This is a genomic window from Propioniciclava sp. MC1595 (assembly GCF_017569205.1).
GTDB lineage: Bacteria > Actinomycetota > Actinomycetes > Propionibacteriales > Propionibacteriaceae > Propioniciclava.
Window position 1 is genome coordinate 747745 of record NZ_CP071870.1, and the last position, 12579, is coordinate 760323.

Genomic DNA, 12579 nt, shown 5'->3' on the forward strand with positions numbered 1-12579 from the left:
TCTGATCTGACCGGAGTTACACAACTCGTCGCTGATTTAGGAACTGGATGGGTGCCCTGGAATTGTCTGAGCGTCTACCGAGACTATGACATCGCCGTACGCAAGGTTCGTCGGCGTCACCGCGACATTGGATGGTGTGGCGGCCTGACGTGCTCCAAACTACCGTCATGCCGCGGTTGGGAGATGATAAACCATTCACAATGTCTGGTACAAGACCACGGAAACCGCCCTCTACTGAAAGAACGGGGTCAGATTCTATTACAGTGTGACAGGGTATAGCTATCAGGGAGGGTTCTACTCATGACAACGGATCAGTCGCACCTGACCTGTGGTGAACTAGCTAGCTCGCCTAGCGAGCGCGGCAGTGGCTATGGGCAGTCTCGTTTACTCGCAGTTTGAAGATGACCTCATAGTGCTAGGTATCGCCGTTGTTCTCTCGTTCGCCAGCTGGCTGTGGGTGAAGAGCGCGGGATCTGTCCCAGTCGACGTGCCAATGACTGCACAGATTCTGGGAGCAGTGGTGTTGTTTGGCGTCGGTCTGTACGTTGGTTCGCTTGAGGTGGAAGGCTACGTGGCCTTGCTTGCCAGTGCAGGCTACGGGCTCTCGATCTTTTTGGTCCTCGGGTTGTTGTGGAGGGCGGCGAAGCGCAGGTCCACGATGACAGACCGCCAGCCCCCAGGTGCTGACCGATCACAGTTCTAGCAGTGCCAGCCAGTGGGCAAGCAGGAAGAGATGCGGCCAGATCTGCCAGCCAGACCGCGTCAGCAATGTCGGGCTTGCGGCCGGGCCTTGCTGCGCCTCTCGAAGCAATCCGATCTGACGTCTGCGTGGCGTGAGGTCGGCGATCGGTGCAGTCTGTCCCGCGCATCCGACCTGCCCTCACGCGTCTCCTCCACCTATGTCGTGTGTGGCGAACGAGCGGCGGTTACTACATCGGATTATGCAGAGAATCCGATGTATTGAGCGTCGGCTGCCCGACGGCGAGTGGCCATAACCGCCGCGGCCCGAGTTCCGCGCGTGTGAACCTGCCGACCTCGGTCAAGTCACCCAGGGCGAGGAGGCGGAGGACCCCCTTGATCTGACGCCGAGGTGGTTCAGGGGGGTGATGATCGCGGTCATCGGTCCCACAGGCGGCGCTGCCTTGATCTGCCCCACATGGGGGCCGCGCGCGGTCGGCGGCGACGCTGTCCCCCAACAGGGGAATGCATTCGTTATGTGGGATGGCTGGCTTGTGTGACCGTCAGGCCGGAGGCCGCGACGCTGCGAGATTGGAGGCCGGGGCAGTGAGTTCGACTTCCACTTCGACCCGAACCTCGTCGGCGTCCGCGGCACGCTGGCTCTTACCGATTCATGTTTCTAGACATAGGCTGTTTCTCACGATGAGAAACGGTAATGATTTGGAAACGACGATCCTGGAGGACGGCCGAGGTCGGGTCGCTGAGCTGCTTCCCCCCTCGTGGGAGGCGAACCTGACCGTCGGCGAGGGCAGGGGGGCGGGGGATTCGCTGTTGGTGTTGCGGGGGCCGGCCGGGGTGGGGGTGACGTACCTTGTCGAGGCCAAGCGGGCAGGTGCCATGCAACTGGCGAGTCTGGTCGCGACCCTTCGCGCGCGGCAGCAGGAGTCGGGCCTCCCGACGCTGTTGGTCTCCGACTACATCGGCCCCGCCACGCGCCGCGCCCTGACCGAGGCAGGGGTGAGTTACGCCGACGCGACGGGCTGGGTACGGCTGGTCTCGGAGGATCCGTTGATCCTCGTGACGGGTGAAGGCGCCAGTCGTTCTCCTCGGGCCCCTGAGAACACGGCCGTGGTCCGGATGAACGGGGTGGCCACCAACCGGGTTGTCCGGGGGCTGTCGGTAGGGGCGGTTCCCGTCGGTGTCCGAGGGTTGGCCTCGGCGGCTGGTGTGTCGCCGGGGTCGGTGTCGAAACTGCTGGCGACGTTGGCGGCGGAGGGGATCGTCGATCGGGACGCGCGCGGCGCCGTGACGAACGTGCGACGCCGGTCGTTGGTGCGGCGCTGGGTGCAGGACTACGGGTACGCGACGACCAACCATGGCGTGGGGTACTTGCTCGCGCCGCGAGGGCTGGCCCAGGTCAGCGACCGGCTTGCCGAAAAGGAGGGTGTGGCGATCACGGGCTCGGCCGCGGCCCGCAGGCTGCTGCCACCGGACACAACGTCGGTTGTCCCGCTGCGGCTGCTCGCGCTGTATGCGGCGTCGCCCCGCAGGCTGGCCGAGCAGCTTGGTTTGGTGGAGGCCGACGCGTCGACCGCGAACGTGGTCATCGCCGCACCCCAGGATGAGCGGATCCTGCCCGGCCCTGGTGGGCCTGTCGCCCTTGCGCCCACCGCGCTGGTGGTGGCGGACCTGTTGACCCTGCCCGGTCGTTCGGACGCCGAGGCCGAGCAGTTGATGGACGCCCTGGCCGCGACCGACTCCTCGTGGAAGGAATGACATGGACGCCGTCGCCCCCGAGTACGTCGCCGCCCGCCGCGTCCTCGTCGACGCACTGGAGGCGCTGACGTACCAGCTCCCGAGCCTCATCCTGGTCGGCGCCCAGGCCGTCTACCACCACACAGGCATCTCTGGCTTATGAGGACTTGCACTTGCGCCGAATGGGTCATAAGTTTGAGGCGTCCAAAATTATGATCAGGGAGGGTGGGAGGCGATGCCCATACTTTTCGGCGCTGATCCGATCCAGACTGAAGTGCAGGTCATCCTTGCGGCCCTGGCCGACGGGAAGGGCATCGATCACGGCGTGGAGCGGCAGTATGTGGACCTCAAGGAGGAGCATGGACGCCGTGATCGCCAGGGCGGCATCGGGCCCAGTAGTCCCCGCAATCAGGAGGCCGCGCAGGAGCTTGCGGCGGCGGCAGCCTGCATGGCGAATACGCCCGGTGGTGGCGCGCTGATCGTCGGGGTGTCTGACGACGGCCAGTTAGTCGGGACCGATCTGGAGGCCGAGTGGTTGCGGCACCGCATGTGGGAGTTGTCGGGCAAGGCCTTGACGGTGGACGTCGCGATCCAGGAGGTCTCGGGTCGGCGGCTTCTGGTGCTGCGTGCCCCTCAAGCTCTGGAGCCCATCCGTGTCAATGGGAAGATCCGTTGGCGGGTGGGGACCAATTGCGTCGAGATTGACGCTCACACCTGGCATGCGCGTCGTATGGCCGATCTCAACTTCGACTGGTCGAGCGAGGAATCCAGCGTCCCTGTCGAGGCGGCCCGTCCGGCTGCTCTGGAGTTGGCGCGCGAGTTGCTGCGCGCCTCGGGGGAGGATCATTCGGAGGAGTTGGCTGCCGACACCGACAGGAGCTTGCTGAGGCGGCTCAATGTGGTGTCCCCGGGAGGTCGGCTGACCAATGCGGGTGTGATTGCCTTCGTGGGGCGCGGGGATCCCTGTCTCGACTATGTGCGACGTGCTCAGACGGGAGGTGATTCGCTGAGCCGACTCCGCAGGCCGGATCGGTCTCTGATCGAGGAGTTGGTAGAGGTCTTCCAGGCCGTCGATGCCAACACGCCCACGATCCACGTTCAGCACGGCCTGGTGATCGGGCAGCAGCGTGAGATCCCTCGGCGCGCCGCGCGTGAAGCGATCGTCAACGGTGTCGCGCACCGCGAGTGGGGCGTCTCGGAGCCGACTCTGGTGGAGCACGTGGGCCGGCTCCTGCGAGTGACCAGCCCCGGCGGGTTCATCGGAGGCGTCACAACGGACAACATCATTACCCACCCGTCGCGCTCCCGGAACCGGGCCCTCGCCGAACTGCTCGCGGCACTGCGGGTCGCCGAACGCGAGGGGATCGGCGTTGATCGCATGGTCGCCGACATGGTCAGCGTCGGGCATCCCGCGCCAGTGATCGAGGAGGTCCCGGGCCCTTACGTCCGGGCCGAACTCATCGGCGACGATCTGGACGTCGGCTGGATCCAGTGGCTTCACTCCATCGACCCGGCCAACGAGGCCGACGACCTGAACTCCCTGCTGATCCTGCGGCAGTTGGTGGAGACCGGCTGGATCGACCCACTGCGGGCGGCGACGACGATCCAGGACACCGTCTCGGCGGCATCAGGTGCGCTCGCCAAGCTGTCCAGGGCCTCGATCGTGGGTGCGCCGATCGTTGAGACGATCATCGGAAGCCCTGACGGCACGGACCCGGTGTGGCGGCTCAGTCACGCTGGTGCCGATCTGCTGCGTCGCCTCGACGGGCAGGTGAACCGGACCCGCATGTGGCCGAGCCGCGAACGAGTCGCGGCCTCCTATGCCAAGGCCCGCGGACGGATCAGTTCCACCGAGTTGGCGAGCCTCGTCGGTGCCTACGCGAGCAACGTCGGCACGGTCCTCAAACGATTGGAAGAAGACGGCGTCCTGGCCCCGTCCCGTGCCTCCCGGCGCGGCACAGGCTTCTACTACCGCTACATCGGAGAGCCGTCGTGAGTTCACTGGATTGACAGGCGAGAATGCGGCTCTGACACGACGCGCGCTCCGAAGGCTGGCGCGACGCTACCCCGACGCGCCGGGGCTCGAGATGCGGGGACATGCGCGCCATCTGGAACGGCACGATCATTGCCGAGAGTGACGCCACGGTGGTCGTCGAAGGCAATCACTACTTCCCGGCGGACTCCGTTCGGTGCACGTTACTGGCACCGACCGGAACCCGGACGCGGTGCCCGTGGAAGGGCGAGGCCACCCAGTGATGCCTCAGTTCTGCGCCAATGGCGTGATTGCCGGCGACCGATCACTTGGTTGCGCCGATTAACCTTGGGCAAAGCACGCCCCAGGCACCTAAGCGGCAGCCCGAGCACTGGGAGGCGCGATGACCGACCATTTCGACATCGTCGTGATTGGGGCGGGCCCGGCTGGCGCAGCGGCCGCGCTCCGGGCGGCCGAGCTGGGTGCGAAAGTGGCCGTCATCGAGGGCGACCGCACCGGCGGAACCTGCGTGAATACGGGCTGCGTTCCGACCCGCGTTCTCGCGAAGGCGGCGCGGATGATGCGGGAGATCCGCACCGCCAAGGCGTACGGGATTGAAGTCGAGCAGCATCCGCTTGACTGGTCGACCACCGTCGCGCGCGTTCAGGAGCGGGTGGACCGGGTGCGCTCCGTCAAGCGTGAGGCGGAGCGGTTCAACGACGCCGGAATCGAGCTCGTGCTCGAGGGCAGGGCGAGGTTCACGGATGCTCACACCGTGGTGGTCGCGTCGGGCCGACGCCTCACCGCCGACGCCTTCATCGTCGGTGTGGGCGGTCACTCGCGCCGGCTCCCGGTGCCTGGGGCAGAGCTCGCGACCGTGCCCGACGAGGTGCTCACGCTGCAGGAGCTCCCCGGCCGGGTAGCCATCATCGGCGCCGGAAATACCGGTGCTCAACTCGCCACGATTTTCAGCTCGTTCGGCTCGCAGGTCACCCCCCTTGACGTCGCGCCGCGCATCCTGATGGCATCCGATGCCCTCATCGCCGAGCATGTTTCACGCGCGTTCGTCGAGCAGGGCATGACTGTGCGCACCGGAATCGACACGATTGCCGGACTCGTGCGCGCCGCGGATGGCTCCATCACCCTGCTCTGGAGCGAGGACGGACGGCCGGAGTCGAGCGGCTTCGACGCCGTGATCATGGCGACGGGATGGCCGGCGGATGTCGATGACCTGGGGCTCGATGCGGCGGGGATAGAGGTGGTGAAGTCAGCAATACCGGTCGACGGGTACTTCCGCAGCGTGGTGCCGCACATCTTCGCGGTCGGTGATGCGAACGGGCGCGACATGCTCGTGCAGGCCGCGCAGTTTGAGGGTGAGGTCGCCGCGGAGAACGCCGTGCTCGACACCAACCGCCGCACCCCGCGTCACCTGTTGCCGGCTGGCGGATTCACCGATCCCGACTATGCCGGCGTCGGCTTCACCGAAGAGCAGGCGCGCGAGCGCGACGCCGAGTGCGTCGTGTGGGTCTTCCCCTATACGGCACTCGATCGGGCGGTGATCGACGACCGTGAGCGCGGGTTCCTGAAGCTCATTTCCGATAGGAGGCGCGAACTCATCCTCGGCGCGCACGCCGTGGGCGAGAACGCGGTGGAGGTCATCCAGTCGGTGACAACGGCGATGGCGGCAGGAATCGACGTGGCGACTCTCGCCGGGGTGAAGTTCGCCTACCCCACCTACAGTGCGGTGATCGGAATGGCGGCCCGTAGTCTGCTCGCTGACAAAACGAAGTCCGAACCCTTCGAGTGAACCCTGCATCCATTCGCCGGCGCGGAACCTGTCATGGTGGATGAGGCCCTCTCGGACTTGGTCGGGTTCGCGCACCGTCGATCACCCCGACGACGTCGGTGACCTTGGCCACCAGCTCGGGGTCGGTGGAGAACTTGAACGTCTCCTGCCGCCAGGCTGCACCCGGTACTCGCGCCAGCGGTGGCTACCGTCTTGTTCACGATCCCCAGATGCTGACCCATCAGACGGCTCGACCAGTGCGTCACCCCGTACTTCTTCGGCGGCGGCTTCAACGTTGCGGCCACGATCTTGAGGTGGTCGATCCGGCGGGGCCGGCCGCTACGCGCCAGATCATCCAGACCCGTCATGCCCAGCTCGGAGTAGCGGGTGCGCCACTGCAACACGGTCACCTTCGACACCCCGACCCGGCCTTGTGACCGATCCGCGACGCCCCCCCGCTGATCAGGACGTGCTGCTGATAGTTCTTGCAGAACCGGTCATAGCCCATCGCCGTCGACCCCTCGACGCGGCACTTGTCGACGTACTCGCCATGGAGGAGCTTCAACGTCACCCCAACCCGGGCGAGCTCGCGATGAACCGACGGCCAGTCCGGCTGCGCATGGACGCTCTCATGCTCCCCTCGGCCCGGGAACAACCGCTGATACACCTGCGCCTCGTCCAGGTCGGCGACATCGTCCCAGCCGACACCCTCCCGGTCGGCGGCCTCGATGACCGCGGTCACGCTATGGCGGGACATGCCCTGCGCGGCGATCTGCCTGCCCGAGAACCCCTCCTCGCGCAGCCGAAGCACCAGCTTCGCTTTGATCTTGCGTACCATCCCAATCACTCCTTCTGCCGCGTGATAGGCCACACGGCAGGAGGAGCCTACGAACCCCCACACCCGGCGCTCACGACACGATCCGGTGGCGCTCAACCCCAGGAACCCGCACGGCGACGGATGGCGCTCAACCGCCATACCGCTAGCGCTCAGAAGCCCGAATACTCAGTGATCAGCGGGTGCCGGCCGCCTATGCTGAAGGGCAGCCTTGGACGCGAGATCCGCGCGGACCTCGGGTGCAGTGCTATTCCCCACGTATTCCCCACGGCAAGGTGACGAAGTGGCAATCAATCCGCATAAGACCTTGTCAGGAGGCCATTATCGGCTCTTCACGATTGAGGGTGTAGTTGGGGTGGGGGTTCGGCGGCGCGTCGGGGCGGGGGGTAGGTCGAGGTCCTCCGAGGATGGAGGTTCCTACACCGATCCACCTGGAAGACCTCGACGTGTCCCAAGCTACCTTTGTTCGTCCTGACCTGACCACGTTCGCCGGCTTGGACGGGCTCGGCTTGGAGGTCGTCGGCCAGCGTGTCGAGCCCGACCGGGCGGTGCTGGCGTGCCGGGTCATCGAGCCCGACGACTGGTGCCACCGGTGTGGCTGTGAGGGCACGCCCCGCGACACGGTGACCCGCCGGTTGGCGCACGAACCGTTCGGCTGGCGACCAACCACGCTGGTGGTCACGCTGCGCCGTTACCGCTGCTCGGGGTGTGGCCACGTGTGGCGCCAGGACATGAGCAAGGCGGCCGAGCCCCGGGCGAAGTTGTCGCGTCGGGCGCTGCGGTGGGCGCTGACCGGGATCGTGGTGCAGCACCTGACGGTCGCCCGGATCGCCGAGGGGCTCGCGGTGTCATGGGACACCGCCAACAACGCGGTCCTGGCCGAGGGCCAACGCGTCCTGATCGCCGACCCGACACGCTTCGACAAGGTGACGGTGATCGGCGTGGATGAGCACGTGGTGCGCCACGAGGCGCTGTTGTTTCGGATGGAGGTGAGAGACCTGCATCGCCCCGCTGTCGTAGCAGTGGGGTGAAGCTGGCGGCAGCCTGACTTCGGGGAACGCCGGGGTTGGGTGGGAGCAGCCGCGACAAAGTCAGGACGGTCCAGCACTACCGGATGGGCCGGGTCTGGTGAGCAAGACGGGAAGGTGTACGAGAGGAACCGGTGTCGTAAAGCCTCTTGATCGTCGACCAGCTCGAACCCGGTGGATGCGGGCTGGAGTGCGGTGCGTAACCGCCGTGGGGGTCGTCAGCCAGACGGCCGTCGGGGTGGGGAACTGTCGGAACGGTGAATGTGTCGGGTCCGGCAGGTTGTGGTGAAGGTCTACGGCGTAGCCACGACGATGCCGCAGGGGCAAAGCCGGGCGCCTCGCCCGTCAACCGAACAGCAGTGAACGTGGGAACCCTCCGCACTCCGTTCCCCACCACCTTGGTGGGGATAGGCGCGTTGCCGGCCGAAGGGTGTGGGTGGGGGCGGAGCCGTCGTAGTACTCCGAGGTCGGGAAAGCCGACCGCATGGGAAAGGGCGGCAGCGAGAGGAAGCAGGAAGGAACTGTGATGTCCGAAGACGCACCGGTGAATACCGGTGCCACTGGGTGGCCGAGCGATGCTCGCGCCTTTCTGGCGGTACGGAGGATGCAGACCAAACTGCATGGTTGGGCGGCCGCGGATCGCGGCCGCCGGTTTGATGATCTGTACAACCTGGTCTGTGACCCGGCGTTTCTGACGATGGCGTGGGAACGCGTCGCTGGGAACAAGGGGGCACGGACACCGGGGGTGGACCGGGCCACGGTGGCCCACGTTACCTCCGGGATGGGGGTCGAGGCGTTCCTGCGGCAGGTACGGGACGAGTTGAAGTCCCGGACCTTCCAGCCGGTGCCGGTGCGGCAGGTGATGATCCCGAAGGCCAGCGGCAAGCTGCGCAAGTTGGGCATCCCCACCGTCACCGACCGGGTGGTGCAGGCCGCCTTGAAGCTGGTACTGGAACCTATTTTCGAGGCGGACTTCCAACCGTGCTCGTACGGGTTCCGCCCGAACCGGCGCGCTGCTGACGCGATCGCCGAGATCCACCACTTCACCAGCAAACGGTATGAGTGGGTGTTGGAGGCCGACATTGAGGCGTGTTTCGACATGATCGACCACACCGCGTTGATGGACCGCCTGCGAGCGAGGGTTTCGGACAAGCGTGTGCTGGCGTTGGTGAAGGCGTTCCTGAAGGCGGGGGTGCTCACCACGGTGGGTACCACCGAGGGAACGGTGACCGGCACCCCGCAGGGCGGAATCTTGTCCCCGTTGCTGGCCAACATCGCTTTGTCCGTGTTGGACGACGAGTTCGCACGTCGCTGGACCCAGGAGATGGGAACGGCGAACCAGCGGAACCGGCGCCGCTATCACGGCGAGGCGACCTACCGGCTCATCCGGTACGCCGACGACTTCGTGATCGTGGTCAAAGGCGAACGATCTGATGCCGATCAGTTGCGCGAGGAGGTGGCAGTCGTGTTGGTCCCGATGGGGCTGCGACTGTCGCCGGACAAGACCCGAGTGGTCCACATCGACGACGGGTTCGACTTCCTCGGCTTCCACATCCGACGGATGCGGAAACGCGGGAGCCACAAGTCGTTTGTGTACACCAAGCCGTCGACGAAGGCGATCGCCTCGATCAAGGCACGGGTGAAGGCCATGACGTACAGAGCAACCCTGCACCGCGACCCGGGCTACCTGATGGCCTACCTGGGTCGAGTGTTGCGTGGGTGGGCGAACTACTTCCGGCACGCGGTGGCCAAACGAGCCTTCAACGCGGTCGATTCCTACACGTGGGAACGGATCACGTCGTGGCTACGGAAGAAGCACCGTCGTATCGGATGGCCAGAGCTCCGGCGCAGGTACTGTCTGCCGGGCAGTTGGCGGCTCGCCCACGACGGGGTCAGGTTCAAGGGCGCAGCCAGCGTCCCCATCGTCCGGTACCGCTACCGCGGCTACCAGATCCCGACCCCGTGGACCCCATCGACCGTCGCAAGCTGACCAACCCCCTCACGTGGAGAGCCCGGTGCGGTGAAAGTCGCACGCCGGGTTCGGCGGGCGGGCTGTGGAAACCCACCACGGGTAACCGTGGCAGGGCGCCACAGCCCGACCCAACTGGCGGCACACCCGTAAGGGCGACAAGTACGTGACCGTGATCATCGACCTCACTCCGATCAGGGACGATACCGGCCCGGCACGCTTGCTCGACATGGTCGAGGGCCGCTCGAAACACGCCTTCAAGACGTGGCTGGCCGCCCGCCCGAAGGAGTGGCGTGACCAAGTGGAGGTCGTCGCGATGGACGGCTTCACCGGGTTCAAGACCGCCACCACCGAAGAACTCCCCGACGCCACCCCCGTGATGGACCCGTTCCACGTCGTCCGGCTCGCCGGGGATGCCCTGGACCGTTGCCGGCGCCGGATCCAGCAGCAAGTCCACGGCCACCGGGGTCGGGCCGGCGACCCCCTCTACGGCGCCCGCAGGACCCTCCACACGGGCGCCGATCTGCTCACCCCCAAACAGCAGGCCCGCCTGGACGCCCTGTTCGGCGACGACGACCACGTCGAGGTCGAAGCGACCTGGTGCATCTACCAAGACATGATCGCCGCCTACCGCGCCCCCGATCCAGCCACGCGACGAAGCCTGATGGAACAACTCATCGCGAAGGTCACCAGCGGTGTCCCCGGCGCGTTGGTCGAGGTGATCACCCTCGGTCGCACCCTGAAGAAGCGAGCCGCGGACGTGCTGGCCTACTTCGACCGGCCCGGCACGTCGAATGGGCCCACCGAGGCGATCAATGGCCGGCTCGAACATCTCCGCGGCTCCGCGCTCGGCTTCCGGAACCTCACCAACTACATCGCCCGCAGCCTGCTGGAGACAGGCGGATTCAGACCCCGCCTACACCGTGGATCGTGAAGAGCCCCATTATCGGTTGAAAGAAGAGAGCTTCAACTCCTCTCTCGCGCACAAAAGTGTTTTTGAGTAGTGCAAATACAGGGAATCGGCGAGAGGTGAAACCTCTCGCCGATTCTCTGTTCCTAGGGCTGGATCGCTGGTGGCAACGGGTGATGCTGGGTGGTCTGCTTCGATCGGCGGCGACCCCGAGTCCCCTGTGTTCCGACGTCTCGCGTATGCCACCGCATGTCACGGCGGCTTCGTGGTCGGAAACCCTTCATCCAAGCGCGGTTCGTTGACCGCCCAGATGCCCATCGCGCCAAGGCAGGCGTCTCCCGCAGGCTCAGCTGTCTGGGCGGGCGGGGACGGCTCGGATGGGCGCGCGGCCAGGGTGTCGAACTTGGTGCTGGCCAGGCGTCGCTCGGTGACGGTGACAAGGTCGAGCACGTCACGGGTCTGGTAGTAGCGGACCCCGCGCCGCTCGTGGGGGTGGAGGATTTCCGCTGCGACCAACTCGGCGAGGGCACGGTCGGCGGCGACGTGGGACACGCCGTGGATGCGTTGCACGGTGGCGCTGGTGATGACGGGCGTGGCGGGCAGGTCGCGCACGATGTGTGCGGTGGCCGAGTCGCTACGGACGCCGCGGACCTTGCCCTGGTCGGATCTAGCGCGGTTGAGCCTGTCTTCCCAGTCGGTACGAAGGTCGGCCAGGTCTGCGGCGAGGCGTCCGGCTTGCTCGGTGGCGGTGAGGACGGCGGAGGCGAACACGCGGAGCCAGGCGGCTTGGGCGGTGTGGAGCCCGTCCGAGCCGACCGGGTCAGGGTGCCGGTAGGCAGTGAGCCCTTCAACGTACTCGTTGCGGAGAGTCGACAGGATCAGGCTGACCGGCAGTACCGCCTCGGTGGTGAGCCCGCGTCGGGTGAGCACGGTGTGGATGAGGGCGCGGCCGACGCGTCCGTTGCCGTCAGTGAACGGATGGATCGTTTCGAACTGGGCGTGCGCGAAGCCGGCCTGGACAATGGGCGAGTGCCCACCTCCGTTGAGGTAGCCGACGAGGTCATCGAGCAGCGCCGGAACGTGTTCCGGGGCGGGGGGGACGAAGTCGGCGTCCAGGGGGTGGTGGTCGGAGCCGCCGATCCAGTTCTGCACGGTGCGGACGCCGCGGTGCTGCGGCTCGTCGGGCAACAACGCGGAGTGCAGTTCAAGCAGGTGCTCGACCGTCACCTGTGGTGCTGCAACAAGGACGGTCCGGGCTTCGTGCAGGACCGTCATGTTGTTGGCGACCAGCTGGGCTTGGGCGGACACGTCGGGGACGGCCTCCTGGGCGCCGAGTTCGGCCAGGGCCACCTGCTGGACCGACGGTGCGATGCCCTCGATCCGTGATGAGGCGATGGCTTCGGAACGCAGCAGGAAGCGGGCAATGCCGGCCAGGTCGCGGGCATCTCCGGACAGGCCCCGGACCGCCTGCTCGGCTCGGCCCACCAACTGGTCGACATCGGGCGGCAGCAGCAGCGGGCTCCCCAGCAGCGTGTCCGGAACGTAGCGACGATACGTGCCCGAGCGTCGATCTCGCCGGGGGAGACCTGATTCGATCGAGGACGCCCACTCGTCTTGTTCCCATGTCGCCATGTGCCTGCTTTCGT

Annotated in this window: 7 protein-coding genes and 3 pseudogenes; 8 read left to right on the top strand and 2 right to left on the bottom strand. The window is 66.3% G+C overall.

Annotated elements, in window-relative coordinates; translation table 11 throughout:
- Positions 1-1398: 1398 nt before the first annotated feature.
- The 5 genes from J4N02_RS03460 to J4N02_RS03480 all read left to right on the top strand — a co-directional run bounded on the left by J4N02_RS03460 (position 1399) and on the right by J4N02_RS03480 (position 6212).
- Positions 1399-2454 carry a hypothetical protein gene (locus J4N02_RS03460; RefSeq protein WP_208091108.1) on the top strand — a complete coding sequence of 352 codons (1056 nt, stop codon included), beginning with the start codon at positions 1399-1401 and terminating at the stop codon, positions 2452-2454.
- A gap of 1 nt (position 2455) precedes the next feature.
- Positions 2456-2596 (top strand): hypothetical protein, encoded by a 141-nt coding sequence (locus J4N02_RS03465; protein WP_188334599.1) that lies wholly within the window; start codon positions 2456-2458, stop codon positions 2594-2596.
- A 72-nt stretch (positions 2597-2668) separates the two neighbouring features.
- Positions 2669-4429 (top strand): ATP-binding protein, encoded by a 1761-nt coding sequence (locus J4N02_RS03470; protein ID WP_188334595.1) that lies wholly within the window; start codon positions 2669-2671, stop codon positions 4427-4429.
- Positions 4430-4530: 101 nt separating this feature from the next.
- Positions 4531-4689 carry a DUF427 domain-containing protein gene (locus J4N02_RS03475; RefSeq protein ID WP_188334596.1) on the top strand — a complete coding sequence of 53 codons (159 nt, stop codon included), beginning with the start codon at positions 4531-4533 and terminating at the stop codon, positions 4687-4689.
- 119 nt (positions 4690-4808) lie between these two features.
- Positions 4809-6212: an NAD(P)/FAD-dependent oxidoreductase gene (locus tag J4N02_RS03480; RefSeq protein WP_188334597.1), complete on the top strand. Its 1404-nt coding sequence runs from the start codon at positions 4809-4811 to the stop codon at positions 6210-6212.
- 403 nt (positions 6213-6615) lie between these two features.
- Here J4N02_RS03480 and J4N02_RS03485 read toward each other — a convergent pair.
- Positions 6616-7029 (bottom strand): annotated as a pseudogene (locus tag J4N02_RS03485) (IS21 family transposase); the annotation flags it as partial.
- A gap of 443 nt (positions 7030-7472) precedes the next feature.
- Between J4N02_RS03485 and J4N02_RS03490 the strand changes: the two are divergent.
- From J4N02_RS03490 to J4N02_RS03500, 3 genes and pseudogenes are all read left to right on the top strand, one after another.
- Positions 7473-7991: pseudogene (locus tag J4N02_RS03490) on the top strand (ISL3 family transposase); the annotation flags it as partial.
- Positions 7992-8580: 589 nt separating this feature from the next.
- Entirely contained in the window at positions 8581-10044 is a 1464-nt protein-coding gene (ltrA, locus tag J4N02_RS03495) for a group II intron reverse transcriptase/maturase (RefSeq protein WP_188334843.1), read from the top strand.
- Positions 10045-10159: 115 nt separating this feature from the next.
- A pseudogene (locus J4N02_RS03500) lies at positions 10160-10957 on the top strand (ISL3 family transposase); the annotation flags it as partial.
- 228 nt (positions 10958-11185) lie between these two features.
- Here J4N02_RS03500 and J4N02_RS03505 read toward each other — a convergent pair.
- The gene (locus J4N02_RS03505) at positions 11186-12565 is read right to left on the bottom strand and encodes a Fic family protein (protein ID WP_188334166.1); all 1380 of its coding nucleotides are present in this window, start codon (positions 12563-12565) and stop codon (positions 11186-11188) included.
- Between the last annotated feature and the right edge of the window lie 14 nt (positions 12566-12579).

Coding starts and splice junctions, on each gene's coding strand:
- J4N02_RS03465 (WP_188334599.1), top strand. CDS start 2,456: ATGGACGCCGTCGCCCCCGAGTACGTCGCCGCCCGCCGCGTCCTCGTC.
- ltrA (WP_188334843.1), top strand. CDS start 8,581: ATGTCCGAAGACGCACCGGTGAATACCGGTGCCACTGGGTGGCCGAGC.
- J4N02_RS03475 (WP_188334596.1), top strand. CDS start 4,531: ATGCGCGCCATCTGGAACGGCACGATCATTGCCGAGAGTGACGCCACG.
- J4N02_RS03505 (WP_188334166.1), bottom strand. CDS start 12,565: ATGGCGACATGGGAACAAGACGAGTGGGCGTCCTCGATCGAATCAGGT.
- J4N02_RS03470 (WP_188334595.1), top strand. CDS start 2,669: ATGCCCATACTTTTCGGCGCTGATCCGATCCAGACTGAAGTGCAGGTC.
- J4N02_RS03480 (WP_188334597.1), top strand. CDS start 4,809: ATGACCGACCATTTCGACATCGTCGTGATTGGGGCGGGCCCGGCTGGC.